The sequence below is a fragment of the Rhizobacter sp. P5_C2 genome, from assembly GCF_054049715.1.
Genome location: NZ_JBFULV010000005.1, coordinates 55,064 through 81,396, shown reverse-complemented (window position 1 = coordinate 81,396; position 26,333 = coordinate 55,064). Strand labels below are relative to the sequence as shown.

The 26,333-nt window shown below is 68.6% G+C and carries 29 protein-coding genes, 2 tRNA genes and 1 pseudogene; 18 read left to right on the top strand and 14 right to left on the bottom strand.

What is annotated here, in order from left to right; translation table 11 throughout:
- Nucleotides 1-23: 23 nt before the first annotated feature.
- Nucleotides 24-674 carry a tRNA-uridine aminocarboxypropyltransferase gene (locus tag ACXJLU_RS03030; RefSeq protein WP_457328993.1) on the bottom strand — a complete coding sequence of 217 codons (651 nt, stop codon included), beginning with the start codon at nt 672-674 and terminating at the stop codon, nt 24-26.
- A 140-nt stretch (nt 675-814) separates the two neighbouring features.
- Here ACXJLU_RS03030 and ACXJLU_RS03025 point away from each other — a divergent pair, with 140 nt between their 5' ends.
- Genes ACXJLU_RS03025 through ACXJLU_RS03010 form a run of 4 tightly spaced genes read left to right on the top strand, consistent with a single transcriptional unit; the run spans nt 815 to nt 3,059 of the window.
- Complete coding sequence (locus tag ACXJLU_RS03025) at nt 815-1,267, top strand: nuclear transport factor 2 family protein (RefSeq protein ID WP_457328992.1); 453 nt, start codon at nt 815-817, stop codon at nt 1,265-1,267.
- Nucleotides 1,268-1,283: 16 nt separating this feature from the next.
- Nucleotides 1,284-1,649 (top strand): COG4315 family predicted lipoprotein, encoded by a 366-nt coding sequence (locus tag ACXJLU_RS03020; protein ID WP_457329034.1) that lies wholly within the window; start codon nt 1,284-1,286, stop codon nt 1,647-1,649.
- 19 nt (nt 1,650-1,668) lie between these two features.
- Nucleotides 1,669-2,181 (top strand): RNA polymerase sigma factor, encoded by a 513-nt coding sequence (locus ACXJLU_RS03015; protein WP_073462929.1) that lies wholly within the window; start codon nt 1,669-1,671, stop codon nt 2,179-2,181.
- Between the two features lie 5 nt (nt 2,182-2,186).
- Nucleotides 2,187-3,059: an anti-sigma factor family protein gene (locus ACXJLU_RS03010; protein ID WP_457328991.1), complete on the top strand. Its 873-nt coding sequence runs from the start codon at nt 2,187-2,189 to the stop codon at nt 3,057-3,059.
- A 356-nt stretch (nt 3,060-3,415) separates the two neighbouring features.
- On the opposite strand, the gene ACXJLU_RS03005 is transcribed toward ACXJLU_RS03010, so the two are convergent.
- From ACXJLU_RS03005 to ACXJLU_RS02995, 3 genes are read right to left on the bottom strand one after another with little or no spacing between them, the layout of a single operon-like run.
- Nucleotides 3,416-3,661, bottom strand: a complete 246-nt coding sequence (locus tag ACXJLU_RS03005; RefSeq protein WP_457328990.1) for a guanosine-3',5'-bis(diphosphate) 3'-pyrophosphohydrolase — start codon at nt 3,659-3,661, stop codon at nt 3,416-3,418.
- Nucleotides 3,658-5,070: a M20/M25/M40 family metallo-hydrolase gene (locus ACXJLU_RS03000; protein WP_457328989.1), complete on the bottom strand. Its 1,413-nt coding sequence runs from the start codon at nt 5,068-5,070 to the stop codon at nt 3,658-3,660. Before ACXJLU_RS03000 ends, ACXJLU_RS03005 begins: the two co-directional genes overlap by 4 nt.
- Nucleotides 5,071-5,105: 35 nt before the next feature.
- On the bottom strand, nt 5,106-5,516 hold the full coding sequence (locus ACXJLU_RS02995; RefSeq protein WP_457329033.1) for a nuclear transport factor 2 family protein: 411 nt from the start codon (nt 5,514-5,516) through the stop codon (nt 5,106-5,108).
- Between ACXJLU_RS02995 and ACXJLU_RS02990 the strand changes: the two are divergent.
- Nucleotides 5,469-5,759, top strand: a pseudogene (locus ACXJLU_RS02990) (tyrosine-type recombinase/integrase); the annotation flags it as partial. The gene ACXJLU_RS02995 and the pseudogene ACXJLU_RS02990 overlap by 48 nt on opposite strands.
- On the opposite strand, the gene ACXJLU_RS02985 reads toward ACXJLU_RS02990, so the two are convergent.
- Together ACXJLU_RS02985 and hrcA are read right to left on the bottom strand one after the other, a co-directional pair.
- Nucleotides 5,716-5,792: transfer RNA gene (locus ACXJLU_RS02985), tRNA-Ile, on the bottom strand. The pseudogene ACXJLU_RS02990 and the gene ACXJLU_RS02985 overlap by 44 nt on opposite strands.
- A gap of 72 nt (nt 5,793-5,864) precedes the next feature.
- The gene (hrcA, locus tag ACXJLU_RS02980) at nt 5,865-6,887 is read right to left on the bottom strand and encodes a heat-inducible transcriptional repressor HrcA (RefSeq protein WP_457328988.1); all 1,023 of its coding nucleotides are present in this window, start codon (nt 6,885-6,887) and stop codon (nt 5,865-5,867) included.
- A gap of 69 nt (nt 6,888-6,956) precedes the next feature.
- Between hrcA and ACXJLU_RS02975 the strand changes: the two genes are divergently transcribed.
- From ACXJLU_RS02975 to ACXJLU_RS02960, 4 genes are read left to right on the top strand one after another with little or no spacing between them, the layout of a single operon-like run.
- Complete coding sequence (locus ACXJLU_RS02975) at nt 6,957-7,829, top strand: NAD kinase (RefSeq protein WP_073462925.1); 873 nt, start codon at nt 6,957-6,959, stop codon at nt 7,827-7,829.
- 7 nt (nt 7,830-7,836) lie between these two features.
- Nucleotides 7,837-9,534, top strand: coding sequence for a DNA repair protein RecN (gene recN / locus ACXJLU_RS02970; RefSeq protein WP_457328987.1), 1,698 nt, complete (start codon nt 7,837-7,839; stop codon nt 9,532-9,534).
- Nucleotides 9,535-9,558: 24 nt separating this feature from the next.
- Nucleotides 9,559-10,506 carry an RNase adapter RapZ gene (gene rapZ, locus ACXJLU_RS02965; RefSeq protein WP_457328986.1) on the top strand — a complete coding sequence of 316 codons (948 nt, stop codon included), beginning with the start codon at nt 9,559-9,561 and terminating at the stop codon, nt 10,504-10,506.
- A gap of 29 nt (nt 10,507-10,535) precedes the next feature.
- Nucleotides 10,536-11,156 (top strand): LON peptidase substrate-binding domain-containing protein, encoded by a 621-nt coding sequence (locus ACXJLU_RS02960; RefSeq protein WP_457328985.1) that lies wholly within the window; start codon nt 10,536-10,538, stop codon nt 11,154-11,156.
- A gap of 6 nt (nt 11,157-11,162) precedes the next feature.
- Here the strand turns inward: ACXJLU_RS02960 and mutY are convergent, their stop codons facing one another.
- From mutY to mutM, 3 genes are all read right to left on the bottom strand, one after another.
- Entirely contained in the window at nt 11,163-12,245 is a 1,083-nt protein-coding gene (mutY, locus tag ACXJLU_RS02955; protein WP_457328984.1) for an A/G-specific adenine glycosylase, read from the bottom strand.
- Nucleotide 12,246: 1 nt separating this feature from the next.
- Entirely contained in the window at nt 12,247-14,226 is a 1,980-nt protein-coding gene (locus tag ACXJLU_RS02950) for a dynamin family protein (protein WP_457328983.1), read from the bottom strand.
- A 158-nt stretch (nt 14,227-14,384) separates the two neighbouring features.
- Entirely contained in the window at nt 14,385-15,212 is an 828-nt protein-coding gene (mutM, locus tag ACXJLU_RS02945; RefSeq protein WP_457328982.1) for a bifunctional DNA-formamidopyrimidine glycosylase/DNA-(apurinic or apyrimidinic site) lyase, read from the bottom strand.
- A gap of 124 nt (nt 15,213-15,336) precedes the next feature.
- On the opposite strand from mutM, the gene ACXJLU_RS02940 reads away from it, so the two are divergent.
- The 9 genes from ACXJLU_RS02940 to ACXJLU_RS02900 all read left to right on the top strand — a co-directional run bounded on the left by ACXJLU_RS02940 (nt 15,337) and on the right by ACXJLU_RS02900 (nt 23,280).
- Entirely contained in the window at nt 15,337-17,190 is a 1,854-nt protein-coding gene (locus ACXJLU_RS02940) for a tetratricopeptide repeat protein (RefSeq protein ID WP_457328981.1), read from the top strand.
- Nucleotides 17,187-17,726 carry a lipoprotein insertase outer membrane protein LolB gene (locus tag ACXJLU_RS02935; RefSeq protein WP_457328980.1) on the top strand — a complete coding sequence of 180 codons (540 nt, stop codon included), beginning with the start codon at nt 17,187-17,189 and terminating at the stop codon, nt 17,724-17,726. The genes ACXJLU_RS02940 and ACXJLU_RS02935 overlap by 4 nt, the downstream gene beginning before the upstream one ends.
- Nucleotides 17,727-17,756: 30 nt before the next feature.
- Nucleotides 17,757-18,635: a 4-(cytidine 5'-diphospho)-2-C-methyl-D-erythritol kinase gene (gene ispE / locus ACXJLU_RS02930; RefSeq protein ID WP_457328979.1), complete on the top strand. Its 879-nt coding sequence runs from the start codon at nt 17,757-17,759 to the stop codon at nt 18,633-18,635.
- Between the two features lie 74 nt (nt 18,636-18,709).
- Nucleotides 18,710-18,786 (top strand) — tRNA-Gln (locus ACXJLU_RS02925).
- 139 nt (nt 18,787-18,925) lie between these two features.
- Nucleotides 18,926-19,888 (top strand): ribose-phosphate pyrophosphokinase, encoded by a 963-nt coding sequence (locus tag ACXJLU_RS02920; protein WP_056809748.1) that lies wholly within the window; start codon nt 18,926-18,928, stop codon nt 19,886-19,888.
- A gap of 105 nt (nt 19,889-19,993) precedes the next feature.
- Nucleotides 19,994-20,635: a 50S ribosomal protein L25/general stress protein Ctc gene (locus tag ACXJLU_RS02915; protein ID WP_457328978.1), complete on the top strand. Its 642-nt coding sequence runs from the start codon at nt 19,994-19,996 to the stop codon at nt 20,633-20,635.
- Nucleotides 20,636-20,812: 177 nt separating this feature from the next.
- Nucleotides 20,813-22,171, top strand: a complete 1,359-nt coding sequence (locus tag ACXJLU_RS02910) for a peptidase inhibitor family I36 protein (protein WP_457328977.1) — start codon at nt 20,813-20,815, stop codon at nt 22,169-22,171.
- A 51-nt stretch (nt 22,172-22,222) separates the two neighbouring features.
- Complete coding sequence (gene pth / locus ACXJLU_RS02905) at nt 22,223-22,861, top strand: aminoacyl-tRNA hydrolase (RefSeq protein ID WP_457328976.1); 639 nt, start codon at nt 22,223-22,225, stop codon at nt 22,859-22,861.
- Entirely contained in the window at nt 22,858-23,280 is a 423-nt protein-coding gene (locus ACXJLU_RS02900; protein WP_457328975.1) for a hypothetical protein, read from the top strand. The genes pth and ACXJLU_RS02900 overlap by 4 nt, the downstream gene beginning before the upstream one ends.
- Before the next feature lie 11 nt (nt 23,281-23,291).
- On the opposite strand, the gene ACXJLU_RS02895 is transcribed toward ACXJLU_RS02900, so the two are convergent.
- From ACXJLU_RS02895 to hisA, 5 genes are read right to left on the bottom strand one after another with little or no spacing between them, the layout of a single operon-like run.
- Nucleotides 23,292-23,549 (bottom strand): YfhL family 4Fe-4S dicluster ferredoxin, encoded by a 258-nt coding sequence (locus ACXJLU_RS02895; protein ID WP_457328974.1) that lies wholly within the window; start codon nt 23,547-23,549, stop codon nt 23,292-23,294.
- Between the two features lie 25 nt (nt 23,550-23,574).
- Entirely contained in the window at nt 23,575-24,075 is a 501-nt protein-coding gene (coaD, locus tag ACXJLU_RS02890) for a pantetheine-phosphate adenylyltransferase (RefSeq protein ID WP_457328973.1), read from the bottom strand.
- 22 nt (nt 24,076-24,097) lie between these two features.
- A complete protein-coding gene (gene rsmD, locus ACXJLU_RS02885; protein WP_457328972.1) occupies nt 24,098-24,775 on the bottom strand; it encodes a 16S rRNA (guanine(966)-N(2))-methyltransferase RsmD in 678 nt (225 codons plus the stop codon).
- Entirely contained in the window at nt 24,772-25,536 is a 765-nt protein-coding gene (hisF, locus tag ACXJLU_RS02880) for an imidazole glycerol phosphate synthase subunit HisF (RefSeq protein WP_457328971.1), read from the bottom strand. The genes rsmD and hisF overlap by 4 nt, the downstream gene beginning before the upstream one ends.
- Nucleotides 25,536-26,279: a 1-(5-phosphoribosyl)-5-[(5-phosphoribosylamino)methylideneamino]imidazole-4-carboxamide isomerase gene (hisA, locus tag ACXJLU_RS02875; protein WP_457328970.1), complete on the bottom strand. Its 744-nt coding sequence runs from the start codon at nt 26,277-26,279 to the stop codon at nt 25,536-25,538. The genes hisF and hisA overlap by 1 nt, the downstream gene beginning before the upstream one ends.
- Nucleotides 26,280-26,333 lie beyond the last annotated feature (54 nt).

Below are 26,333 nucleotides of genomic sequence, written 5' to 3'. Positions count from 1 at the left end.
ACACCCGCTCCTGGCCAGCAGCGTTACGTCTTGACCGAGGGCGCCTGATGCCGCTGACGGGCCGCAACGCCCGCGACGAAGAGGCCGAATGCGTCGAGCAGTGGCGCGGCGTCGAAGGACGGGCCCTCCAGCGTCGCCAGCGCCTGCACGGTAGCCTCCAGTGTCGAGACTTGGTCAGCTCGCCGCGCCGCGCGAATCGCGCGGTAGCGGGTCGGCGCTGGCGCGTCCAGCGACAGCCGCGGCAGCGCCGCCAGGGTCGGGTGCTCCAGAAGCATGCGCAGGCTCTTGCGCCACGTCGCATCGATGACCACCAGACGCACAGACGCACCCGCCGTGGTCCCAGCGGCTGACGACGCCGGGGCCATCGGCACGTCTGGGTAGAGCAGCCGCGTGTCCCTCCCAGGCCTCAGCAACAGTGCCGCCAACGCCCCAGGCTCGAAGCGCTCGCCAACGACCACCTCGCAGTGCGCCAGAGACAGACGCAGCAGCGCGACGCTGTTCTTGGCCTGCCGCTGTTCATGCGGGTGCTGCAGAACCAGCACTTCGGTGCGATGGGCGGTCGCCTTTGTCAGCGCACACAAGCAGGTCACCTGCGGCCGAAGGCAGCGCGCGCAAGCCACGCGGCAGAGGGTTGACGTACCGTTCACGGCGGCATGTTCGCACGCCTGTCCCATTCAGCGGGTACGTCGTTTCGGCGTTGGCCCTCGATCATTTCGGGGGGCGAGCGACCGACTGCACTCAGTCTGCATGGAATATTGCGGTGTGCACTTCCGTCTGTGCAGATGTCATCCACACCTCGAGCAGACACACCGCCATGAAATCCCTCTCCTTCTTCGCGCTCGCCGCACTCACCGTCGCGGGCCATGCCATCGCCAGCCCCGCCAGCGACAACGCCGACACCCATTTCCGCGCCATCGGCAGCGGTGACGTGCAGGTGCTGATGCGCGGCTATCAAGATAACGCCCAGCTGCAATGGGTCGGCGGCCCGCTGGACGGCAGCTACGTCGGCAAGGACGCCATCCGTGGCGTCTGGGAGAAGTTCACCGGCGCGCAGGGCAACCTGGCGGTCACGGTCGAGAACGTGCAGGAGTCGACCAACCCCAAGGGCTCCACCGTCACCGCCAACCTGCTGTTCGTCGGCAAGGCACCGATCAAGGTGCGCTACGCGCTGGTGTACCGCGACAACCTGCTGGTCTCCGAAACCTGGCAGATCGACCCCAAGCTGTCGATCAGCGCCGCTCCGGTCGCCAAGACCGCAGCCTACTGAGCGGGTGCGAGCCATGATGATCCAACGAACTCTCATCGGGGCGGCGCTGGCCGCGGTCACGCTGGCAGCGCTTGCACATGTCGAGCCCCCGCTCAAGGTGGTCGACGGCGTGGCGGCGAATGCCGCCGGCATGACCGTCTACACCTTCGACAAGGACGTGGCGGGCAGCGGCAAGAGCACCTGCAACGGCGGCTGCGCCGCGCTGTGGCCGCCGGTGCCGGCACCCACCGAGGCGCGCGCCGACCAGGTCGTGACACGCGACGACGGCAGCCGCCAGCTGGCCCACCACGGCAAACCGGTCTACCTGTACGCTGCCGACACCAAACCCGGTGACCGCACCGGGGACAAGTTCAAGGACGTCTGGCACGTCATCACGCCCTGAACCTCACCGAGCTGCCACCATGCGTTCAGAGGACGAGGCCGAGATCGTCGCGGGTATCCCGCACCTGCGCCGCTACGCGCGGGGATTGGTGGGCGACCGCGAGCGTGCCGACGACCTGGTGCAGGACACGCTGGAGCGGGCCTGCAGCAAGTTCTCCCTGTGGCAGCGGCGCGGCGAGGTGAGGGCCTGGATGTTCGGCATCATGCACAACCTGTTCATCGACCGCGTGCGCAGCCAGCGCAGCAATCCGGAGCAACTCGTCGACTCCGAACTGCCGGAGCAGCCCGAGCGGCCGATGCAGGCCGACAGGCTGGAGCTGCGCGACCTGGAGCGCGTGCTGGCCCGGCTGCCGGCCGAGCAGCGCGAGGTGCTGTTGCTGGTCGGCCTCGAGGAGATGAGCTACCAGGACGTGGCGAGCGCGATCGGCGTGCCGATCGGCACCGTGATGTCGCGCCTGTCGCGGGCTCGCGAGCGGCTTCGTGCCGAGCTCGAGGGCCGCACCATGCAATCCAGAATCCAGCGGGTGAAGTAACGACCATGGACCCTCTTCAACTGACACCACAAGGCCCCGGCGCTCCGATCACCGAGGCCGACCTGCACGCCCACGTCGACGGCCAGCTGAGCCCGGCACGCGATGCCGAGGTGATGATGTACCTCGACGCCCACCCGAGCGAGCTGGCGCGCGTGCAAGCCTGGCAGCAACAGAACGAGGCCTTGCATCGCCTGCTCGACCCCGTGCTGCATGAGGCGGTGCCGCCGCATCTGCCGGCGCGCATACCGGCCCTGCTGCAGCGCCGTTTGCAGCCGGTGCCGTGGCGTGGTCTCGCGGCCGGCATCGCGATCGCCGCGCTGAGTGCGGGGTCATCGTGGTGGGCGCGCGGATCGGTCGATGCGGAACGCGTGCGCCTGGCCTATGCCGAAGGTGCGCGGTCGACGCAACAGCAGGTGGCGTCGGCCGACGAAGCCTTGCACGGCTTCGCTCACCGCGCGGCCGTGGCCCACGTCGTCTACAGCCCCGACATTCGTCGACCGGTGGAAGTCGGCGCCGACGAGGAACAGGCACTCGTGTCATGGCTGTCCAAGCGCTTGGGCTCGGAGGTCAGGCCGCCGGTGCTCAAGGGCGTGGGCTACGAACTGATCGGCGGGCGGCTGCTGCCTGGCGACAAGGGTCCGGTTGCGCAGTTCATGTACAACGACGCCGCCGGTCAACGCATGACCTTGTACGTGACGCGTGAGACCCCCGCGGCCGCCGATGGCAGCAACACGGCCTTCAGCTTCGGGCGCGACGGTCCGGTGAATGTCTTCTACTGGGTCGACAAGCAGTTCGGCTATGCCATCTCCGGTGGGTCCGACCGCAAGGATCTGCTGCGCGTCGCGCAGGAAGTGCACCGGCAGCTCGCACCTCGCTGACTCCCTTCGTTCTGAAGAGTGATCACTCCCGTGATCACCCGCAGAATTTGGCAGGCCGTCCTGGGCTCGAACCAGCGACCAAAGGATTTGTGAGGCGGTCGCCGCTCCCTTTCGATACCCGGCCACGGGGCACGCGCACTGTGAGGGAGGGAGCGATGGGGCGTGTCAGAACACTGCGAGTCGGTTGGCGTAGCTACGCAGCGGCTACGTTCAAGCCTGCCGCAGACCGGACAGGTTGACGCCTGCCATGGTGACGTACTGAGTTGCGCGATCGGGACCGCCGATAGCCGTGGGGTTGAACGATTGACCGCAGCCTTGGCTTCTCGAAGGAGGCTACCAACGCACGAACCTCACCCTCAAGGCGCCGCACCTGCGTTCGATGCCAATAACAGCGCGCGAACCTGTTCGTATTCCCTGAGACGGGCGAAGTCCTTCTCCGTGGGATTGGGTATGCGGCTGAGGTCCATGTTCTCCGCGTTGTCCGCCAGCTTCACGACGCGAGCAACGGGATCAACCGCCGCACGCGCTGCGGCCTGAAGTCGTGACTCGCCACGGTTCTTTGTGAGGGCCTGCACGGCCGTGACGTATCGGGTGGTTCTCACTGCGCCAACCTCTTGATCAACCGATACATGAACTCCCGCCCGTCGTACAGCTGCTGCACGCCGATGTGCTCGTTCAAGCCATGCACCCCCGTGTTGAGCGGGTCGGCGAACAGGCCCGACACGCCATACATCGGGATGCCCACTTCGCGAAAGTGACGGCTGTCGGTGGTGGACACGCCCATCGTCGGGATCACCGGCACGCCAGGCCACAGCTCGGCGCTCACCGCCTCAATGGGGCCGATCACGTCGGGCCGCAGCGGCGAAGCGGGCGCCGTCGCTTCGCCCTCGCGCGTTACCGTCACCTTCAGCTTGGGGCCGGCGATCTCGGTGAGCTTGCGGGTGACGAAGCCCAGATCCTCGTCGGGCAACATCCGGCAGTTGACGCTGGCCTTGGCGCTCTGCGCCAGCGCGTTGGGTGCGTGGCCGGCGTTCAGCATCGTGGCCACGCACGTGGTGCGCAGCAGCCCGACGATGCTCGACACCTTCGACAGGCGGTCGACGGCCTCGGGGGCCGGACTGGCCTTGGCCATCTCCCGCATGTCGCTGGCCATCTGGCCGGACTGCAGCGCCGCACTGCGCTCGAAGTAGAGGCGAGCCGCATCGTTCAGCCGCACCGGGAACTGGTACTGCCGCAGCCGCGTCAGCGCCTCCGCCAGGTCGTAGATGGTGTTGTCCACCGTCGGCCGCGCGCTGTGGCCGCCAGGGCCGGTCGCCTCGAACTCGGCCTGCACGTAGGTCTTCTCGGCGATCTGCACGATGTGCGAGAGCGGCTTGCCGTCCTTCAGTTCGCCGCGCCCGCCCTCGTTGATGCCGAACTCCGCCTCCACCAATGCGCGCCGGTTCTTCAGCAGCCAGCTGGCTCCGTTGGCGGGGGTGTCGCCTTTCTCCTCGTCGGCCGTGAGCGCCAGGACGATGTCGCGGTTCGGCGCGAAGCCTTCTTTCTTCAACTGCCCCAGCACCGAGACGAAGATCGACGCCATCGCCTTGTCGTCGATGCTGCCGCGGGCGGTGAAGGTGCCGTCCTTCTCCTGCAGCTTGAAGGGGTCCGTCTTCCAGTCGCTGCGCTTGGCCTCGACCACGTCGACGTGGGCCAGCAGCAGCAGGGGCTTCTTCGCACCGCTGCCCTTGTAGCGCGCCACCAGGTTGCCCTTGCGCGGGAAGGGCGCGATCACCTCCACCTCGGCGGCCGCGAAGCCGGCGTCGAGCAGGCGCTTGTGCATGGCCTGCGCCGCCAGGGTGGTGTCGCCCTCCGAATCCGTGGTATTGATCTCGACCAGCTCCTGGTAGATGGAGCGGAACAGCTGCTGCTGCGCCGTCAGGTCCGCCGCATCGGCCTGCGCGGCAAACAGCGCCAGCGCTGCGGCAAAGGGCAGGGCAGCTCGCTTCATCCGGGTGGCTTGTCCGTGCATCGGGTTCACTCCTTGTTGGTCACTTGATGCGGCCATCATGCCTTCATCGCCGCGACGAGCCAGTCCAGCTGGCCACGGACGCGCGCGGAGGTGAGGTGGTCGAGGTAGTCGCGCGAGCTCACGATCTGGCCGTCGCGCACCCGGATCACGAAGATGCCGGGAATCGAGAACGGCTCGTCCGCGCCCTCCACGGTCCCCTGGTACTCGAACTCGGCGATGATGACTTCGGGGTCCTTCGTCTCGTGGATGACGATGTTGGTCGCCTTGCGGTTCAGCCGCGGGCTGGCATCGTTGGGCCGGAAGTGTTCGCGTAGCTCGTCACGGGTGCGCAGGGCGGGGTCACCTGCAAAATTCGTCGATCTCGATCGGCAGCATGCATGGATCCCTGGGAGCAAGCACAAGACTTTCGCTGGCACGACTTGCGACACACCTTCGCGACCTGGCATCGACAGGCGGGAACGCCAACCGATGAGCTGCAGCGGCTCGGCGGCTGGGAGACTGGTGCAATGGTCGAGCGGTATGCGCAGGTAGCGCCGGAGGCGTTGCAAGGCGCGGCTCTGCGATGGGACGCGTTCTTTGGCTACGCTGCGGCTACGCCGGAAGATCGGGGCTCCTGGCAAAACAACGCCAAGTTCTCGATCGTGTTGGTAGGCCGTGCTGGGCTCGAACCAGCGACCAAAGGATTATGAGTCCTCTGCTCTGACCAACTGAGCTAACGGCCCCCGGGGAAGGAGCGCAGATTGTAGGTGCGCGATCCGCACCGCTGTGCAGCCGAACGGACCTGTCTGGGGCCGCTACTTCTGGCTCAGCGCATTGCTCACCAGCCGCGACGTGATGTCGACGATCTGGATCATCCGATCGTAGGCCATCCGCGTCGGCCCGATCACCCCGAGCGTGCCGACCACCTGGCCGTTCACCTCGTATGGCGCCGACACCACCGAGAGTTCCTCGAACGGCACCACCATGCTCTCGCCGCCGATGTAGATGCGCACGCCCTCGGCGCGGCTGCTCACGTCGAGCAGGCGCATCAGCTGCGTCTTCTGCTCGAACAGGTCGAACAGCTTGCGCAGCGAACCCATGTCGCTGCTGAAATCCTGCACCGTCAACAGGTTGCGCTCGCCGGAGATCACCACCTGCTCCTGGCTGTCGGCCATCGCCTCGCTGCCGGCCTGCACCGCCGCCTGCATCAGCGCCGCGATCTCGCCGCGCAACGCATCGACCTCGGTCTTCAGCCGCTCGCGCACTTCTTCGATCGTCAGGCCGGCGTACTGCGCGGTCAGGTAGTTGCTCGCCTCGATCAGCTGGCTCTGCGTGTAGTCCTGCGCGGTGAAGATCACCCGGTTCTGCACGTCGCCATCGGGCGCCACCAGGATCACCAGCACCCGCCGCTCCGACAGGCGCAGGAACTCGATGTGGTGGAACACGCTCGTCTTGCGCGGCGCCGTCACCACGCCGACGAAGCTCGACAGGCTGGACAGCAGCTGCGCCGCGTTCGCGATCACGCGCTGCGGCTGGTCGGGATGCAGCTGCGGCTGCTCCATCGCGGGCGTCGCACGCGCCAGGTCGAGCGGCTGCGCGGTCAGCATCGTGTCGACGAACAAGCGGTAACCACGCGCCGTCGGGATGCGCCCCGCACTGGTGTGGGGGCTCGCGATCAGCCCCAGCTCTTCCAGGTCGGCCATCACGTTGCGGATGGTCGCCGGCGACAGGTCGAGCCCCGACGCCCGCGAGAGCGTGCGCGACCCCACCGGTTGTCCGTCGGCGATGTAGCGCTCGACCAGCGCTTTCAGCAGTGTTTTGGCTCGCTCGTCCAGCATGCTTTCATTGTAGGCGCGAGGCCGTTTTCCGCCCCGGTTCGCGAGGGGCGCTGTGGTGTAATCCCGCGCATGCCGACCCGTTTTCGACACGCAGCGCTGGTGGGAAAGTACCAGGCCCTCGGAATGCGGGGGGTGCTGCAGGACATTGCGCAATTTCTGGGCCGGCAAGGACTCGAGGTCTCGCTCGAAGCCGAAACGGCGCGCAACACCGGCATGACCGACTACCCGGCGCTCACCCCCGAACAGCTCGGCCAGCACTGCGACCTCGCGGTCGTGGTCGGTGGCGACGGCACCATGCTCGGCATCGCTCGCCAGCTCGCCCCCTTCAACCTGCCGCTGGTGGGCATCAACCAGGGGCGCCTGGGCTTCATCACCGACCTGCCGATCGACCAGTTCGAGGAAGCCCTTGCACCGATGATCGCCGGCGACTACGAAGAAGAGCGCCGCACCATGCTCGAAGGCGGCGTCTGGCGCGACGGCCAGGTGATCTTCGAAGGCATCGCGATGAACGACGTGGTCGTCAGCCGCGGCGCCACCGCCAGCATGGTGCAGCTGAAGATCGACATCGGCGACGAATTCGTCGCCAACCACCGCGCCGACGGCCTGATCGTCGGCTCGCCCACCGGCTCCACCGCCTACGCGCTGTCGGCCGGCGGCCCGATCCTGCACCCGGGCATCGCCGGCTGGGTGCTGGTGCCGATCGCGCCGCACGACCTCTCCAACCGCCCGATCGTGCTGCCCGACATCGGTGAGATCTGCATCGAGATCGTCGCCGGCCGCGATGCGAGCGTCAGCTTCGACATGCAAAGCCTCGCCAGCCTGCTGCACGGCGACCGCATCATCGTGCGCCGCTCGGCGCACCAGGTGCGCTTCCTGCACCCGCGCGGCTGGAGCTACTACGCCACGCTGCGCGGCAAGCTCCACTGGAACGCCGGACTCTGAACCCACCATGCTGAAACGACTCGCACTGCGCGACTTCGTCATCGTGACCTCGCTCGAGGTCGAACTGGCCGGCGGCTTCTCGGTGCTGACCGGCGAGACCGGCGCCGGCAAGTCGATCCTGATCGACGCGCTGCAGCTGGCGCTCGGCAGTCGCGGTGATGCCGGCGTGGTGCGCGAAGGCGCGGCTCGTGCCGACATCAGCGCCGAGTTCGACGCCCCCGACAGCCTCGCCGCCTGGCTCGACGACGCCGGCTTCGACAACGCCGACACGCTGTTGCTGCGCCGCGTCATCGACGCGCAAGGCAAGAGCCGCGCGTGGGTCAACGGCAGCCCGGCCACCGTCGCGCAGCTGCGCGAGGCGGCCGATCACCTGGTCGACATCCACGGCCAGCATGCGTGGCAGAGCCTCACGCGCAGCGCCTCGGTGCGCGCGCTGCTCGACGCCTACGCCGGCGTCGATGTCGCGCCGCTCGGCGCGGTGTGGTCGCGCTGGAAGGCTGCCGGCGATGCGCTCGACAAGGCCCGCAGCCAGCAGGCCGACCTCGAACGCGAGCGCGAGCGCCTGGCCTGGCAGATCGGCGAGGTCGACAAGCTCGGCCCCGAAGCCGACGAGTGGGAGACGCTGAATGCCGACCACCACCGGCTGTCGAATTCGCAGGCGCTGATGGACGCCGCCCGCAGTGCGCTCGACGCGCTGAGCGAGGCCGAGGTCAATGCCGAATCGCTGACCAGCAGCGCCGCCGATGCGCTCGGCAACGTGGCCGAATTCGACACCCGCCTCGCCGACGTGGCCGAGGTGCTGCAGAGCGCGCAGGCCCAGCTGCAGGACGCGGCGCACACGCTCAGCGGCTACCTGCACCACACCGAGCTCGAGCCCGAACGGCTGCAGGAACTCGACGAGCGCCTGTCCGCCTGGGTCAGCCTGGCGCGCCGCTACCGCCGCTCACCGGCCGAACTGCCGGCGCTGCTCGACCAGTGGAAAGACGAGCTGCGCGCGCTCGACGCCGCCACCGACCTCGACGCGCTCGAATCCGCGCTGGCTTCGGCCCATGCGGCGTTCAGCGCCGAAGCGAAGCGCGTTTCCGCGGCGCGCAAGGCGGCGGCGCCGAAGCTGGCCGCTGCCGTCACGCAGGCGATGCAGCAGCTCGGCATGGCCGGTGGGCGCTTCGAGGTCGCGTTGACCGCGCAAGAAGCGCCGCAGTCCTTCGGCCTCGAATCGGCCGAGTTCCTGGTCGCCGGCCACGCCGGCAGCACGCCGCGGCCGATGGGCAAGGTGGCCTCGGGCGGCGAGCTGTCGCGCATCGCGCTCGCAATCGCGGTGACGACCAGCCAGCTCTCGCAAGGCGCCGATGCCGCCGGCACGCTGATCTTCGACGAGATCGATTCCGGCGTCGGCGGCGCGGTGGCCGACACCGTCGGCCGGCTGATGAAGCAGCTGGGCCGCGACCGCCAGGTGCTGGCCGTCACCCACCTGCCGCAGGTCGCCGCCTGCGCCGACCTGCATTACGTCGTCTCGAAGCGCACCGAGGCCGGCAGCACGCACAGCGACATCCACGCCGTCGCCGGCGAGGTGCGCGTCGCCGAGATCGCCCGCATGCTGGGCGGCGAGCGCATGTCTGGCACCAGCCTCGCGCACGCGCAGGAGATGCTGTCGGTGGCCGCCGATGCGGTGGCGCCTGCGCCGCGCGGACGCAAGAAATCATGAGCGCGATCCCATGAACGAGATCCCATGAACGAGACCACGCCGGATGTTCCAACGGCACCGGCCGCGGCGTCGCCGCACGAGGTCGTGCTCGTCACCGGCATCTCCGGCTCGGGCAAGTCGGTCGCGCTGCATGCGCTCGAAGACGCCGGCTTCTTCTGCGTCGACAACCTGCCGCCCGAGCTGCTGCGCGATTTCCTGCGGCTCGAGCACGAACGCTCGATGCGCCGCGTCGCGATCGCGGTCGACGTGCGCAGCGCCGGCTCGCTGCCCCACCTGCTGCCGCTGATCGCCGAGCTGCGCGGCGAAGGCATCGCGATCCGCTCGGTGTTCCTCGATTCGAACACCGACACGCTGGTGCGCCGCTTCTCCGAATCGCGCCGCCCGCACCCGCTGTCGCAAGAGGCCTCGGCGCTGTCGCCCGGCCGCCGCAAGGACGACCGCGCGGCCGACGGCCACCGCGCGCTGACCGAAGCGATCGAACTCGAACGCGAGCTGCTCGCCGAGCTGCGCGAGGTCTCCACCGTCGTCGACACCAGCCAGCTGCGCCCGGCCCAGCTGCGCCTGTGGATGCGCGACCTGGTGAAGGCGATGGCGCACCGGTTGACGCTGGTGTTCGAGTCGTTCGCGTTCAAGCATGGCGTGCCGCTCGACGCCGATTTCGTGTTCGACGTGCGCATCCTGCCGAACCCTCACTACATCCGCGAGCTGCGCCCGCAGACCGGGCGCGATCCCGAGGTCGCGGCCTACCTGGAAGCCCAACCCGAAGTGGCCGAGATGCTGGCCCAGATCGAAGCCTTCATCGCACGCTGGCTGCCGTCGTTCGAACGCGACCAGCGCAGCTATCTGACGGTTGCCATCGGTTGCACCGGCGGCCAGCACCGCTCGGTCTACCTCACCGAATCCCTGGCGAAGCGTTTTGCCGCGCGCAGCGGTACATTGATTCGCCACCGCGAGCTCGACGCCCGCGATTGAAAACGCGGCCCACCCGGCCGCGCCGTTGAATGACTTCCGACATCTCCACCACCGACCTTCCGTTGTTCCCGCTTCAGGCGGTGCTGTTTCCTGGCGGGCTGCTGAGCCTGAAGGTGTTCGAAGCGCGTTACCTCGACCTGATGAGCGCCTGCCTGCGCGAGAACACGCCGTTCGGCGTCGTCTCGCTGCGCCAGGGCGGCGAGGTGCGCAAGCCCGGCGAGCCGGTGGCCCTCGAGGAGACCGGCACGCTGGCCGAGTTGCTCGACGTCGACAGCACGCAGTCCGGCATCCTGCAGGTGCGCTGCCGCGGCACCCGGCGCTTCGCGGTGAACCGCATGCGCCAGCAGGCCGACGGCCTGTGGCTCGCCAACGTCGACCTGCTCGCCGACGACGAGGTCTCGCTGCCCACCGACGCGATGATCGAGACGGTGCGCGGCTTGGCCAACGCGATCGCGACGCTGAAGCAGCAGGGCGCGCAGCCCTTCCTGAAGCCCTTCCTGTTCGACAACGCCGGCTGGGTCGCGAACCGCTGGTGCGAGATCCTGCCGATCTCGCTGGCCGCGAAACAGAAGCTGATGGAACTGCCGGACGCCGCGGTGCGGCTTCAGCTGGTCGACGAATTCCTGCGCAGCAAGGGCGTCGTCAAGTAGGTCCCGTCAACCAGGTGGCGTGGTGGTCAGCAGCTTGCGCAGTGGCGCAGGCAAGCCCATCGCGAGCGCCTGCGGCAGCGTGACCCATTCACCGCGTTGACCGTCGCCCGCGAGCGTCGCGGTGATCGCGGCCACCTCGCCGGCCGCGGCATCGCCGGGCAAGGTCCAGCGCACCGGCTGCAGCGTCCAGTCGAGGTGCGTCAGCACATGCGTGAACATCGGCAGGCCCTGCGGCGTGCCGGGCCAGTCGGCCGATGCCGCGTCGAGCGCCTCGGGCGCATCGAACTCCGGCAGGCTCCACAGCCCGGCCCACACGCCGCTGCCGGGCCGCTGCACCAGCCACAGGCGTTCGCCCCATTGCAACCACAGCCAGACGTTGCTGCGCCGGCCGCGCTTCAGCTTGCGCGTCTTCACCGGGTAGCGCTCGGGCGCGCCTTCGCGCAGCGCCTGGCAGCCGGCCTGCACCGGGCACAGCAGGCAGCTCGGCGAGCGCGTGACGCACAGTGTGGCGCCGAGATCCATCAGGCCCTGCGTGTATGACTCAATACCCGACTCGATGCCGTCCTCGGGCAGCTGCCGCGTGGCCTCATCCCACAACGCGCGTTCCTGGCGCGCCTCGGCCAGGTCACCGTCGAAGCCGAGGAAGCGCGTCAGCACGCGCTTGACGTTGCCGTCGAGGATCGCGACCCGCTCGCCGAAGCAGAAGGCCGCGATCGCCGCCGCGGTCGAGCGGCCGATGCCCGGCAACTGCTGCAGCACCGCGCTGCTGCGCGGGAACGCCCCGCCATGCTCGGCCACCACCGCCTTCGCGCAGGCATGCAGGTTGCGCGCACGGCTGTAGTAGCCGAGGCCGCTCCACAGCGCGAGCACGTCGTCCTGCGACGCGGCGGCCAGCGCCTGCACATCAGGAAAGCGTTCGAGGAAGCGCGCGTAGTAGCCCAGCACCGTCGTGACCTGGGTCTGCTGCAGCATGATCTCGGACAGCCACACGCGGTACGGGTCGCGCGTCTGCTGCCACGGCAACGCATGGCGGCCGTGCTCCCGCTGCCACGCGATCAGCGGCTTCGCGAAACTGTCCTGTACTGTCAATTCAAGCCTGGGCCGCGAACAGCGGCATCGCGCCGCTGGGTGAGGTGCTCGCCGTGCCGGTCAGCTCGCGCTGCGCCTGCTGCTTGAGCCGGTTGCCGAGTTCAGTGCTGCGCACCTGCAGCTGCTGCAATTGCGCGTCCTGCGCCTCCAGCTCGGACAGGCGTTGCTCCAGGTCACCGGCGGCCGACTGGATGCGCTCCAGCGCCTCGCGGCGCCGGCGGAACCCGCGGCGGCGTTCGCGCAGCTGCGAATCGACCTGGGCCGAGGCGGTCTTGTTCCACAGCTCGAACTCGCCGCTCGCGTTCTCGAACACCACGCGCAGCTTCGACACCAGCATGCGGCGGAACTGCTCCATGAACTTCGGCTGCGACAGCCGCAGCGCCTGCGTGAGCCCAAGGTACTGCACGTAGTTGCGCTGGATCAGCGTCAGGTCGTTGATGAAGCGCCCGAAGTCGGGCGCCTTCGTGATCGCCAGGCTGAAGCCGAACTCGGCGTTCAGCTTCGCGAACGACGCGCCCAGCATGTCGTGGATCTCGATGCCGCGCACCTGCGCCGCCTCGAGCAGTTCGCGCAGTCGGCCGCACAGCGCGATGAAGGCCTTCTTCGCGCCCAGGTGCAGCAGCGATGCGGTCATCGCGCCCTGCATCTCGATCACCTCTTGGCGCAAGCGGTCGCTGGTCAGGTCGAGTAGCGCGTTCTTCAGCATGCGGCTGTGCACCATGCGCATCGCCTGCAGCCGTGCGGTGCACTGCTCGAACTCGGTGGTCTCGGCCTGCACGCGCTCGAGCATCAGTCGCACCTTGGCGCCGCTCTTGCCGCGCAAGCCGCGCAGCTCGAGCACCTGCTCGGCCATCTGCCGACGGCGGTCGCCGAGGCGCCGGTTGACCTGCGCCTCCATGCGGTTGGCGGATTCCATCACCGTCTGCTGGAAGGCCTCGCGGCGCTGCGGCAGCAACTGCGCGCCGAGCGCTTCTTCGAGGAAGGGCAGGCGGCTCTGCGCCAGGCCCGCGGCATCGCCGTCGATGCGCGCGGCCAGCGCCTGGCGCGCCGACAGCGGGAACACCCTCTCGGCCGCGACATCCAGCGTGCGCGCGGTCGACTGGCGCTGCTGCTCGATCTGTTCCTTCACCCGCTCAACGGTGGCCAGCGGGTCCTGCAGCGCGTCGATCTTGTTCAGCACGACGAAGGCCGAGCTCGACGGCGAGCCGAGGTGGTCGCGCCAGATCGTCATGTCGGACTTGGTGACACCGGTGTCGGCGCCGAGGATGAAGACGATCGCGTGCGCGGCCGGCAGCAGGCTCAGCGTCAGCTCGGGTTCGGCGCCGATCGCGTTCAGGCCCGGCGTGTCGAGCACCACCAGCCCGCGCTGCAGCAGCGGGTGCGGGTAGTTGATCATCGCGTGGCGCCAGGCCGGCACCTCGACCTCGCCGGCGTCGTTCGTCGGCGGGTTGTCCTCGCCGTTGTCGTCGCTCCAGAAGCCGAGCGCGCGCGCATCGTCGACCGACACCCACTGCGTGCGCATCACCTCGCGCAGCGCCTCGGTCAGCTGGTCGGGCGAATGGATGTCGAGCGGGATGTGGCCCCAGGCCTTCGGCTGGCCGCGCAGCTCGGCCAGCGACAGGCCTTCGAGGCGGGTCGCGATCGGCAGCAGCGCGAGTGCCGGCGCCTCGCCGGCCTCGTAGCCGAGTTCCACCGGGCACATCGTCGTGCGGCCCGGCGTGGCCGGCAGCACGCGGCGGCCGGTGTCGGAGAAGAAGATCGCATTGATCAGCTCGGACTTGCCGCGCGAGAACTCCGCGACGAAGGCCACCACGAGCTTCTCGCCCACCAGATTGCGGCGCAGCGCGTCCAGCGCTTCGCTGGCCGCGGGGTCGGCCAGGTCGTTGTCGGTCAGGAAGCGGCCGAACTCGTCGAGCCGGCGCCCGATCGACTGTCGCCACTGGCCCAGCTCATCGACGCTGCTAGCAAAGGAAGTTGACATGGGTGGGCAGGCGCGCAGGCAAGAGGCGCGTCGCGCTTTCATGGTAGCGCAAGGTCGTCGGACGACCTCCGGTGGAAACATCTCGACACCCGAGCCCGGCGCGAAGTGTCGATTCCTTGGGGTTGTGGCGGGCTCCCGGGCGGCGATTCGGGATTGACTCAGCGCTGGCAGTGCGGGCAGAAGAACGTCGAGCGCTGGCCTTGCACGATGCGGCGGATCGGCGTCGCGCACACGCTGCAAGGCTCGCCTTCGCGGCCGTAGACGCCGGCCTGCAGCTGGAACGCGCCGGCCATGCCGTGCGCATCGCGGAAGTCGCGCAGCGTCGAGCCGCCCAGCGCGAGCGCCCGCGCCAGCGTCTCGCGCACCGCCACCGCCAGCCGCTCGGCGCGCGGCCGGCTCAGGCGGTCGCTGCGCAGCCGCGGGTTGATGCCGGCGGCGAACAGCGCCTCGCAGGCGTAGATGTTGCCGGCGCCGACGACGATGTCGCCGCCGAGCAGGGCCTGCTTGATCGCGACGCGCCTTCGCTGCAGCGCCGCATGCAGGTAGGCGCCGGTGAAGGCCGGATCGAAGGGCTCCAGCCCGAGACCGGCAATCAGCTTGCCCGCCGCGCCGCCGTCGAGCGCCTCGGACCAGACGACCGCCCCGAAGCGCCGCGGATCGGTCAGGCGCAGCGTGCCGCGGGTGGTCGCGAGGTCGAAGTGATCGTGGGTCCCCGGCGGGCCGGGCTGGTCGCTGAACGCGAGCGAGCCCGACATGCCGAGGTGCATCAGCAGCCCGGCCCGGCCTTCGACATCGGCCGACAACGGCAGCCACAAATATTTACCTCTGCGGGTCGCGTCGCCGACGCGCTGTCCGACAAGCGCCGCCGGCTCGTGGCCGAGCGGCCAGCGCAAGGGCTTGCCCAGGCGCACGCCGGTCACGCGGGCACCGGCGATGCGCTCGGCAAAGCTTTGTCGGGTGACCTCGACTTCGGGAAGTTCTGGCATGGAGGGAATTATCACGACGCGCCCGGGTCGGACCGGCTTCGGGGGCTTGCGCCGCTTCTCCGGGGTCTTCTCCGGGGGCGCTCACCAGACCCTAGAATCGTCCACGGTTTCAGGAGAGCATTGCATGCCGGCCCTTTCCCTCGTTCCCCACGCAGCGCGCACGGCGCTCGCGGTGGCCTGTGCGCTGGCACTGATGACCGGTGCGCAGGCCCAGGTGCCGCCGCCGGGTGACGACACCTTGCCCGCACCGGCCTCCGAAGCCGCCAGCGGCGTCCCCCCCGAGCCGTTCGAGAACTCGACGATCGACGCGCCGCTCTTCTATCAACTGCTGATCGGCGAGATGGAGCTGCGCTCCGGCGAGGTCGGCACCGCCTACCAGGTGCTGCTCGACGCCGCCCGCAAGACGCGCGACCCCGAGCTGTTCCGCCGCGCCACCGAGATCGCGCTGCAGGCGCGCGCCGGCGACCAGGCGCTGGCGTCCGCGCAGGCCTGGCGCAGCGCGATCCCCGATTCGGTCGAGGCGATGGGCTACCAGGTGCGGCTGCTGATCGCGCTGAACCGGCAGGCCGAGGCCGACGAACCGGTGCGCGCGATGCTCGCCGCGACGCCGGTCACCGAACGCGGCGCGTTGATCGCCTCGCTGCCGCGGCTGTTCGCCCGCACCACCGACAAGACGCAGACCGCGACCCAGCTGCAGGCCTGGCTCGAACCGGCCTTCGGTGTTCCCGAGACGCGCGCCGCCGCGCGGGTCGCGATCGGCCGCGCGTGGCTCGCGGCGGGCGATGCGAAGCGCGCCTTCGAACTCGCGCAGCAGGCCCATTCACTCGACCGCGACGCCGAGGGCCCGGCGCTGCTGGCGCTGGAGCTGCTGACGACCGGGCAGCCGGTCGAGCCGCTGATCGCCGATTACCTCGACGCCCAACCGAAGAGCAGCTCGTTCCGCCTGCTCTACGCGCGGGTGCTGAATTCGGCGCAACGCTATGCCGATGCCGTGCCGCAACTCGAGGCGGTGACCCGTGCCGAGCCGCAGCTGCCGACGCCGTGGCTCACGCTCGGCGCGCTGCACCTCGAACTGCGCCACCCGAAGGAAGCGCAGGCCGCGCTGATGCAGTACGTACAGCGCGCCGGCAGCGGCAGCCTGACGCAGGCGGCGCCGCCGGTCCTGCCCGGCGGCGATGACGATGACGACGAAGCGCCGCCGACCGCGGACCAGGGCCTGGTGCAGGCCTACCTGCTGCTGTCGCAGGCCGCCGAGCAGCAGCGCGACTACGCCGGCGCGGAAGCCTGGCTGAAGAAGGTCGACAGCCCGCAGCGCGCGCTCGAGGTGCAGACGCGGCGCGCTTCGCTGCTGGCCCGCCAGGGCAAGGTCAAGGACGCCCGCGAGCTGATCCGCCGCGCCCCCGAGAAAACCACCGAAGACGCGCGTGCCAAGCTGCTCGCGGAGGCGCAGATCCTGCGCGACGTGAAGCAATGGAACGAAGCCAACACGGTGCTCGCGAAGGCGAACCAGCGCTTCCCGAACGACCCCGACCTGCTGTACGAGCAGTCGATGATGGCCGAGAAGCTGAACCGCATGGACGAGATGGAGCGCCTGCTGCGCCGCGTCATCGAGCTGAAGCCCGATCACCACCATGCCTACAACGCGCTGGGCTATTCGCTCGCCGAGCGCAACCAGCGCCTGCCCGAGGCGCGCGACCTGATCCGCAAGGCGCTCGACCTCGCGCCGGGCGAGCCCTTCATCACCGACAGCCTGGGCTGGGTGGAGTACCGGCTGGGCAACCGCCCTGAAGCGCTGCGGCTGCTGCAGCAGGCCTACCGCTCGCGGCCGGACGTCGAGATCGCCGCCCACCTGGGCGAGCTGCTGTGGATCAGCGGCCAGCGCGACGAAGCCCGCAAGGTGCTGCGCGACGCCCGCACGCGCGACAACGCGAACGACGTGCTGAAGGAAACGCTCGCGCGACTGCGGGTCGACCTGTGAGCCTGCGCGCCCTCGCGACGCTGCTGGCCGGCGTGATGCTGGCTGGCTGCGCCACGCTGCAGCCGGTGACGCCGACCGCGTCGTCCGAATCGCTGTCGGGGCGGATGTCGGTGAAGGTCGACGCGACGCCGTCGACCCCGGCGCGCTCCGTCAGCGCGAGCTTCGAGCTGCAGGGCACGCCGCAGGATGGCCGGCTCGACCTGTCAACACCGCTTGGCACGACCATCGCGCAGGCGCGCTGGTCCGGCCGCAAGGCGCTGCTGACGACCGGCGGCGAACAACGCAGCTATCCGGACCTCGACGCGCTGACACAGGACATGCTCGGCGAGAGCCTGCCGATCGTCGCGCTGTTCGACTGGCTGCGCGGGCGCGCCTGGGCCGGCGCACCGAGCCGGCCGGCCGTGCCGCCGGCCGAAGCGGGCTTCCAGCAACTGGGCTGGGACGTCGACCTCGCCCGCTTCGACGAGGGCTGGGTGGTGGCGCAGCGCGCGCAGGCGCCGGCCGTGGTGGTGCGTGCGCGCATCGATCGCCCTTGATCACCGTCGCTTGAAGAACGCTGCTGCCCGATGAGCCTGACCGCCCTGTACGACGTGCCCGCGCCGGCCAAGCTGAACCTGTTCCTGCACATCACCGGCCGGCGCGACGACGGCTACCACCTGCTGCAGTCGGTGTTCGTGCTGATCGACTGGGCCGATACGCTGCATGTCGAACTGCGCCGCGACGGGCAGCTCGCGCGCCATGACCTGAGCGCCGCGCTGCCGGCCGACGACCTGTGCCTGCGCGCCGCGCGGGCGTTGCAGGCGGCGTCGGGCACGCCGCTCGGCGCCGACATCTCGATCGACAAGCAGGTGCCGTGGGGCGCCGGCATGGGCGGCGGCAGCTCCGACGCGGCCAGCACGCTGCTCGCGTTGAACCGCTTGTGGCAACTGAACTGGCCGCGCGAGAAGCTGATGGCGCTCGGCCTGACGCTGGGTGCCGACGTGCCGTTCTTCCTGGGCCGCGGCAGCGCGTGGGTCGAGGGCATCGGCGAGAAACTGACCCCGCTCGAGCTGCCGGCACAGTGGCTGGCCGTCGTGAAACCCGCAGCAAGCATCGAAACCCGTGGCATCTTTCTCAGCCCGCTGTTGGTTCGCAATACAGATGCTGCTATAGTCGCAGGCTTCCTTGAGGACGGCGGAATACAAAGCCTTCTCGATGGGTTCGGTCGCAACGATTTGCAGCCGCCTGCCGAGAGCCAGTGTTCCGAGGTGGCGCAAGCCGCCCGTCTGCTCGAGGCCCGGTTCGGCAACAGCCGCATGACGGGCTCAGGCAGTGCGGTGTTTTCCAGGGCTGGTATCGCTGGCATAGCCGACGTACCCACGGCGACAATGCCGACGGACCTGCCGTCGGGTTGGGTGGGTCGGATGTGCCGAAGTCTGGTGCAGCATCCCTTGCAGGGCTGGTAGAGACTGACAATGCTGCGCAGAGACTGAAAAAGTTGAAGGTGGGTCGCAATCCGATGATTGCGGTCGACCGGTGTAGGGGAGTCGCCAAGTTGGTTAAGGCATCGGATTTTGATTCCGACATGCGAGGGTTCGAGTCCTTCCTCCCCTGCCAAATTCTTTGATGTGCCTTGTTTCCCGGTGCTCACACCAGCGCACGCGGGGCTGAAACGGAAGGGTCGGTGCGCTGGACCATGAATGCGCCGCTGATCGCACCCCGCAACGCACCCCACAAGAGCGTCGACGGAGGAAACGTGCTTTTCAACACCGTGCTGTTCACCGGCAATGCCAATCCCGCCCTCGCGCAGGAGATCGCATCGCATCTCGGCATCGAACTCGGCAAGGCTTCGGTCGGCCGCTTCTCCGACGGTGAAGTCGCCATCGAGATCCAGCAGAATGTCCGCGCCCGCGACATCTTCGTCGTCCAGCCCACCTGCGCGCCGACGAACGAGAACCTGATGGAGCTGTGCATCATGGTCGATGCACTGAAGCGCGCCTCGGCCCGCCGCGTGACGGCCGTGATCCCCTACTTCGGTTATGCACGGCAAGATCGCCGCCCGCGTTCGACGCGCGTGCCGATCAGCGCCAAGGTGGTCGCCAACATGCTCGAGGCCGTCGGCGTCGAGCGCCTGCTGACGATGGACCTGCACGCCGACCAGATCCAGGGCTTCTTCAACATCCCGGTCGACAACATCTACGCGTCGCCGGTGCTGCTGTCGGACCTGCAAAGCAAGCGGTATCAAGACCTCGTGGTCGTGTCGCCGGACGTCGGCGGCGTGGTGCGCGCCCGGGCGCTGGCCAAGCAGCTCGGCTGCGACCTCGCCATCATCGACAAGCGCCGCCCGAAGGCCAACGTCTCCGAGGTCATGCACGTGATCGGCGACATCGACGGCCGCAACTGCGTGATCATGGACGACATGATCGACACCGCCGGCACGCTGGTGAAGGCGGCCGAGGTGCTGAAGGAACGCGGCGCGAAGAACGTCTATGCGTACTGCACGCACGCGGTGTTCTCCGGCCCGGCGATCGAGCGCATCAAGGGCTCGCAGCTCGACGAGGTCGTCATCACCAACACCATCCCGCTCAGCGACGAGGGCAAGACCTGCTCGAAGGTGCGTCCGCTGTCGGTGGCATTCCTGTTCGCCGAAACCATCCGCCGGATCTCCGACGGTGAATCGGTGACCTCCTTGTTCGCGGAACAGAACAGCAATTTCTGATCCGCAGACGACGGCCGGCGCTTCGGCGCCGGTCGAGTTCGCGGGGCCGCAAGGCCCCATTCGAGACGCCTGGTCGCGGGTGTCTTCCAATCTTTTGGAGTCAACATGAAATTCGTCGCATTCGAGCGCAAGCTGCAGGGGACCGGAGCGAGCCGCCGCCTGCGCTTGGCTGAAAAAGTTCCCGGCATCGTCTATGGCGCCGGCACCCCTTCGATGATCGAACTCGATCACAACGCGCTGTTCCATGCGTTGAAGAAGGAAGCCTTCCACTCGTCGATCCTCGAGATGGAGCTGGCCGGCAAGACCGAACAGGTGCTGCTGCGTGACTACCAGATGCACCCGTTCCGCCAGATCGTGCTGCACATCGACTTCCAACGCGTCGATGCCACCACCAAGATCGTCAAGAAGGTGCCGCTGCACTTCATCAACGAAGAAAACTCGCCGGCCGTCAAGACCGACGGTTGCCTGGTGAACCACGTCGCCACCGAACTGAAGATCCAGTGCCTGGCTTCGCAACTGCCCGAGTTCCTGACGGTCGACCTGGCCGAACTGACCAAGGGCCAGTCGATGCACGTCAGCGACCTGAAGCTGGCCGACGGCATCAAGGTCGTCACGCAGGGCAAGCCGAACCCGGTGATCGTCTCGACCTCGATGCCGGTCGAAGAAGAAGCCGCTCCGGTGGTCGTGGCCCCGGTGGCCGCCGCGCCGACCAAGGCCAAGAAGAGCGAGAAGCAGAACCGAGGCTGAGACCTCCGGCCTGCTGCCCGCACGAAGCCCCGCCTTGGCGGGGCTTTTTTGCTTTCAGCGAAGCTTCGCTTGCATGGGCACGCAGATTGAAAGCGGTTTCAGTCGTCACGTTTGAGACACGTCTTGCACCCGCCGATGGGCTTACCGTCCAGCCCCATCCAACCCCGGGGAGCAAGCATGTCGATTTCCATCACCGATTCACTGCGGCGGGCCGGCTGGGCCGCGCTGCTGGCGCTGGGGAGCGCATTCGCCCCCGCCGCGCAGGCGGCCGACGCCGACGCGGTGTGCTTCTATGAGCACGTCAACTACCAGGGCGCATCGACCTGCAGCGGCACCGGCAGCGGCTGGATCGGCAGCGCCTGGAACGACCGCGCGTCGTCGATCAAGCTGCGCAGCGGCTACCAGGTCGAGCTGTTCGAGCATTCGAACTACGGCGGCCGTTCGCTGAAGCTCGCCGCCGACAACGCCAACCTGGTGCCGCTGGGCTTCAACGACTTCGTCTCGTCGTACAAGCTGACGCAGACCACGAGCTGCGGCGCCGTCGACTGGGTCGAGGGCACCGTCTACCGCACGGTGGGCACGGTCGTGCGCTACGCGCCGAACGGCAACTACTACAAGCTCGTCAACGTCACCGCGAACGGCAGCGACGCGACCAACCCGACGATCAGCACCTGGTACTGGCAGCCGACCACCTGCGACGGCGGTGGCAACGGGAACCCGGGCGGCCTGCCGGCCAAGGTCGCCGGCGGCTACTACCCCGACTGGAAGCCCTCGCCGCTGCGCATCCGCGACCTGCCGGCGAACTACAACCTCGTCTACCTGTTCGCCGCCCGTCCGGTCGGCGGCTCGCCCGGCACGACCGGCGCGGTCACCTGGAGCGCCCCCGGGGATGGCCGCGGCGCCGCGACCAACCTGAAGGCCGACATCCAGTACGCCCGCACGACGCAGGGCCGCAAGATCATCCTGTCGGTCGGCGGTGCCGGCAACGGCATGAGCTTCCCGAACCGCACCAAGTCGCAGACCTTCGTCAACAGCGTGGTCGGGATCGCGAACCAGCTCGGCGGCCTCGACGGCATGGACTGGAACACCTTCGAAGGCAGCCAGGCGCCGGACACCAACGAGATGATCTGGATCAGCCTGGAGCTCAAGCGCCAGTTCCCCGGCTTCGTCATCAGCGCGCCGCCGGCGCCGTGGAACTCGGTCGACAAGGTGTTCTGCAAGTCGATGGTGGACGCCGGTGCGATCGACTACTGCGCGCCGCAGTACTACGACGGCCCGAACCTGGCCGACCCGGCCTACGTCGTCAACAGCATCAAGGAATGGGTCGGGCTGCTGGGCGCCGAGCACGTGGTCGTCGGCTTCGGCATCAACGCCGGCGTCACGAACTACATGACGCGCCAGCAGGCGATCGACACCTGGAACCAGGTCAAGGCCAACCACCCGACGATCCGCGGCGCGTTCGACTGGGAGATCGGCACCGACGAGACGCAGGGCTGGCCGTTCGCGAACGGCGTGGCACCTCTGGTGAAGCAGTGAAGTAAACCTGTACCGGTCCGGTGGGCCGGGCCCCCAGTCGATAATCCGCGGATGATTCGACTGATGGTGGGCCTCGGCAACCCCGGGCCGGAATACGAAGCGACCAACCACAACGCCGGTTTCTGGTGGATCGATGCGGTCGCGCGCGAATGGAAGGCCTCGCTCGTGCCCGAGCGCAGCTACTTCGGGCTGGTCGCGCGGGTCAACCGCCCCGACGGGCCGGTCTGGCTGCTGGAGCCGCAGACCTACATGAACCTGTCGGGCAAGTCGGTGGCGGCGCTGGCGCGCTTCTTCAAGATCGCCCCCGAAGAAATCCTGGTCGCCCACGACGAGCTCGACCTGATGCCCGGCCAGGCCAAGTTCAAGCGCGGAGGCGGCCATGCCGGCCACAACGGGCTGCGCGACATCCATGCGCAACTCGGCACCGCCGACTACTGGCGGCTGCGGCTGGGCATCGGCCACCCGGGCGTGAAGGCCGAGGTCATCGACTACGTGCTGCGCAAGCCCAAGCCCGAGGCGCGTGACGCGATCGAGGAGACGGTCGCGAAGACGATGACCGTGCTCGACCTGATCGCCGCCGGCGAGATGGAGCGCGCGACGATGAAGCTGAACGCGAAGCCGCCACGCCCGAAGCCGCCGCGGCCTGCGGCGCCCGATGCCCCTGGCGCCGCCGCGGAGAAATCCGAATGAAGCGCGCCTTGATCGCCATGCTGTGGACCGCGTGCTGCGCGACTGCAGTGGCCGGGCCGACGGTCTACCGCTGCGGCCCCGACCGCAATGTCTACTCGCAACTGCCGTGCACCGATGGCGAGGCGGTCGACGCCCGCGATGGCCGCACCGCGAAGCAACGCGCCGAGGCCGAAGCGGCGGCGCGCCAGCAGGCCGAGACCGGCTTGAAGATGGAACAGGACCGGCTGGCACGTGAAGCCGCTGTCCGGCCGTCGAGCGCGATGAACCTCGCACCGGTCGCGCACGCGGCCTCGGCACCGAAGACAAAAGTCGCCAAAGGCAAGTCCGGCAAGACGAAGAGCAAGTCCGCGAAGGACCGTCAGGGCGACGACGAGGTGCGCATCATCGTGCCCGCCACCAAGGGCAAGCCCGCGAAGTGATCAGCTGACGATCAACCGGCGGCCTGCGCCTGCAGACGCCGGTACTTGTCCCACAGGCTCTCTTGCGTTTCCACGTGCTCCGGGTTGACCGGGATGCAGGCGACCGGGCAGACCTGCACGCACTGCGGCTCGCCGAAGTGGCCGACGCATTCGGTGCACTTGCCCGGGTCGATCACGTAGTACTCCAGCCCCATCGAGATCGCCTGGTTCGGGCACTCGGGCTCGCACACATCGCAGTTGATGCAGTCGTCGGTGATCATCAAGGCCATGGCACGGGTCCCGCGGAAGGCACGTTCAAGCGTCGGGTTTGACGCGTTGCTGGAGTCGTCGAAGCACCGAGGGTGACACGAACTTCGAGACATCACCGCCCAAGGTGGCAATCTCGCGCACGAAAGTGCCGGAAACGAACTGGTAGTGGTCGCTGGGCGTCAGGAACACCGTCTCCACGTCGGGCATCAGCTGGCGGTTCATGCCGGCCATCTGGAACTCGTACTCGAAATCGCTGACGGCGCGCAGCCCGCGCACCACCACCTTGCCGTCATGCGACACCACGAAGTCGCGCAGCAGGCCGCGGAACGCGATCACCTCGATGTTGGGGTGCTTGGCCGCCAGCTCCTGCGCGATCTCCAGCCGCTCGTCGAGCGTGAACATCGTGCGCTTGTGGTGGCCGGCCGCCACCGCGACGATCAGCCGCTCGAACAGGCGCGCGGCGCGCCGCATCAGGTCTTCGTGCCCGAGCGTCATCGGGTCGAAGGTGCCGGGGTAAACGGCGGTGAGGCGGGTCACAGAGGTCAAGACAGGCTCCTTCGGATCGGGCTCACACGGTTTCCACGGGCGTTTGCGGCGCAGTGTAGCTGCGGCGCAGCAAATGGAAATGCACCGCGCCGGCCCGGCCGTGGCGCTGCAGCACCAAGCCGAGCGGTGCCAGTTCGGCCTCGGTGAAGGCCCGGTCGGCCTCCAGATAGACGAAGCCGCCGTCGACGACCAGCGGCGCCGCGGCCTTCAGCGCCGGCAGGAACACATCGGCGTCGAAGGGCGGGTCGATGAAGACCAGCTCGAAGCGGCCCGGTGCGCTGCGCGCCATCCAGGCCAGCGCGTCTGCCGCCTCGACGCGCACCTGCACGGCCTTCAGCCGCTCCTGCACCTCGCGCAGGCCGCGCGCCAGCCGGCTGTCGCGCTCGATCAACATCACCTCGGCCGCACCGCGCGACGCGGCCTCGAAGCCCAGTGCCCCGCTGCCGGCGTAGGCATCCAGGCAGCGCCAGCCGTCCAGCGATTGGCCCAGCCAGTTGAACAGCGTCTCGCGCACCCTGTCGGGCGTGGGCCGCAGGCGCGGGGCGTCGGCCACCGGCAGCTTGCTGCGCTTCCACACGCCGCCGATCACGCGTACCTCGCGCGGCAGGCCTGCCTTCGGGGCCGCGGCCTTGCCAGGTTTGCCGGCCTTGTCCGGGTTGTCGACCTTCGCGGCGGTCGTGCCCCTCTTCGCGGCCCTCACAGGCGAACCGGGATCCCGCGCGCGGCCATCAAGGCCTTCGCTTCACCGACCGTGTGCTGCCCGTAGTGGAAGATGCTGGCCGCCAGCACCGCATCGGCACCGCCTTGCTGGATGCCCTCGACCAGGTGCTCCAGCGTGCCGACACCGCCCGAGGCGATCACCGGCACGTCGACCGCATCGCTGACCGCGCGCGTCAGCGGCAGGTTGAAACCGATGCGCGTGCCGTCGCGGTCCATGCTGGTCAGCAGGATCTCGCCGGCGCCGTGTTCGGCCATCGTGCGCGCCCATTCGACCGCATCGAGGCCGGTGTTGAGGCGCCCGCCATGGGTGTAGACCTGCCAGCCGGGCTGGCCGTCCTCGCGCGACTTGGCGTCGATCGCCACCACGATGCACTGCGCGCCGTACTTGGCCGACGCATCGCGGATGACCTGCGGGTTGGCCACCGCGGCCGAGTTGAAGCTGACCTTGTCGGCCCCGGCGTTCAGCAGCGTGCGGACGTCGTCCACCGTGCGCACGCCGCCGCCCACCGTCAGCGGGATGAAGACCTGCGCGGCCACCGCCTCGATCATGTGCAGCAGCAGGCCGCGCCCGTCGCTGGTGGCGGTGATGTCGAGGAAGGTGATCTCGTCGGCGCCCTGCTCGTTGTAGCGGGCGGCGATCTCGACCGGGTCGCCGGCATCGCGCAGCTCGACGAAGTTGACGCCCTTGACGACCCGCCCGCCGGTGACGTCGAGGCAGGGAATGATGCGTTTGGCGAGCATCAGGCGTGGTTCAGTTCGTCGGCGCGCTTCTGCGCCAGCGCGAAATCGAGGTTGCCGGTGTAGATGGCCCGGCCGCAGATCACGCCTTCGACGCCCTGGTCCTCGATCGCGCACAGGCGCTCGATGTCGGCCAGGTCGGACAACCCACCCGACGCGATCACCGGGATCGACAGCGCCTGCGCCAGCTTGACGGTTGCATCGATGTTGATGCCGTTCAGCATGCCGTCGCGGCCGATGTCGGTGTAGATCACCCCTTCGACGCCGTAATCCTCGAACTTCTTCGCGAGGTCGACCACCTCGTGGCCGGTCAGCTTGCTCCAGCCGTCGGTCGCGACCTTGCCGTCCTTCGCGTCGAGCCCGACGATGATGTGCCCGCCGAACGCGCTGCAGGCATCTTTCAGGAAGCCGGGGCTCTTGACCGCGGCGGTGCCGATGATCACGAAGCTCAGGCCGTCATCCAGATAGCGCTCGATGGTGTCGAGGTCGCGGATGCCGCCGCCCAGCTGCACCGGGATGTCGTCGCCGACCTCGGCCAGGATGGCCTTGATCGCCGCCTCGTTGACCGGCTTGCCGGCGAACGCGCCGTTCAGGTCGACCAGGTGCAGCCGCCGCGCCCCGGCATTGACCCATCGTCGCGCCATCGCGGCCGGGTCCTCGCTGAAGGTGGTGGAGTCGTTCATGTCACCCTGCTTCAGGCGGACACAGTGACCGTCTTTCAGGTCGATGGCGGGGATCAGCAGCATGGCCGAATCAGTGGGGTGGGGAGAGGTGAGCGAACAAACCGAGAAGGTCGCAAG

Bases quoted from the DNA above. Each gene is read 5' to 3' on its own strand.
- ACXJLU_RS03030 (WP_457328993.1), bottom strand. From the start codon at position 674: ATGGGACAGGCGTGCGAACATGCCGCCGTGAACGGTACGTCAACCCTC.
- ACXJLU_RS03025 (WP_457328992.1), top strand. From the start codon at position 815: ATGAAATCCCTCTCCTTCTTCGCGCTCGCCGCACTCACCGTCGCGGGC.
- ACXJLU_RS03020 (WP_457329034.1), top strand. From the start codon at position 1,284: ATGATCCAACGAACTCTCATCGGGGCGGCGCTGGCCGCGGTCACGCTG.
- ACXJLU_RS03015 (WP_073462929.1), top strand. From the start codon at position 1,669: ATGCGTTCAGAGGACGAGGCCGAGATCGTCGCGGGTATCCCGCACCTG.
- ACXJLU_RS03010 (WP_457328991.1), top strand. From the start codon at position 2,187: ATGGACCCTCTTCAACTGACACCACAAGGCCCCGGCGCTCCGATCACC.
- ACXJLU_RS03000 (WP_457328989.1), bottom strand. From the start codon at position 5,070: ATGCACGGACAAGCCACCCGGATGAAGCGAGCTGCCCTGCCCTTTGCC.
- ACXJLU_RS02995 (WP_457329033.1), bottom strand. From the start codon at position 5,516: ATGCCAGGTCGCGAAGGTGTGTCGCAAGTCGTGCCAGCGAAAGTCTTG.
- hrcA (WP_457328988.1), bottom strand. From the start codon at position 6,887: ATGCTGGACGAGCGAGCCAAAACACTGCTGAAAGCGCTGGTCGAGCGC.
- ACXJLU_RS02975 (WP_073462925.1), top strand. From the start codon at position 6,957: ATGCCGACCCGTTTTCGACACGCAGCGCTGGTGGGAAAGTACCAGGCC.
- recN (WP_457328987.1), top strand. From the start codon at position 7,837: ATGCTGAAACGACTCGCACTGCGCGACTTCGTCATCGTGACCTCGCTC.
- rapZ (WP_457328986.1), top strand. From the start codon at position 9,559: ATGAACGAGACCACGCCGGATGTTCCAACGGCACCGGCCGCGGCGTCG.
- ACXJLU_RS02960 (WP_457328985.1), top strand. From the start codon at position 10,536: ATGACTTCCGACATCTCCACCACCGACCTTCCGTTGTTCCCGCTTCAG.
- ACXJLU_RS02950 (WP_457328983.1), bottom strand. From the start codon at position 14,226: ATGTCAACTTCCTTTGCTAGCAGCGTCGATGAGCTGGGCCAGTGGCGA.
- mutM (WP_457328982.1), bottom strand. From the start codon at position 15,212: ATGCCAGAACTTCCCGAAGTCGAGGTCACCCGACAAAGCTTTGCCGAG.
- ACXJLU_RS02940 (WP_457328981.1), top strand. From the start codon at position 15,337: ATGCCGGCCCTTTCCCTCGTTCCCCACGCAGCGCGCACGGCGCTCGCG.
- ispE (WP_457328979.1), top strand. From the start codon at position 17,757: ATGAGCCTGACCGCCCTGTACGACGTGCCCGCGCCGGCCAAGCTGAAC.
- ACXJLU_RS02915 (WP_457328978.1), top strand. From the start codon at position 19,994: ATGAAATTCGTCGCATTCGAGCGCAAGCTGCAGGGGACCGGAGCGAGC.
- ACXJLU_RS02910 (WP_457328977.1), top strand. From the start codon at position 20,813: ATGTCGATTTCCATCACCGATTCACTGCGGCGGGCCGGCTGGGCCGCG.
- pth (WP_457328976.1), top strand. From the start codon at position 22,223: ATGATTCGACTGATGGTGGGCCTCGGCAACCCCGGGCCGGAATACGAA.
- ACXJLU_RS02900 (WP_457328975.1), top strand. From the start codon at position 22,858: ATGAAGCGCGCCTTGATCGCCATGCTGTGGACCGCGTGCTGCGCGACT.
- ACXJLU_RS02895 (WP_457328974.1), bottom strand. From the start codon at position 23,549: ATGGCCTTGATGATCACCGACGACTGCATCAACTGCGATGTGTGCGAG.
- hisF (WP_457328971.1), bottom strand. From the start codon at position 25,536: ATGCTCGCCAAACGCATCATTCCCTGCCTCGACGTCACCGGCGGGCGG.
- hisA (WP_457328970.1), bottom strand. From the start codon at position 26,279: ATGCTGCTGATCCCCGCCATCGACCTGAAAGACGGTCACTGTGTCCGC.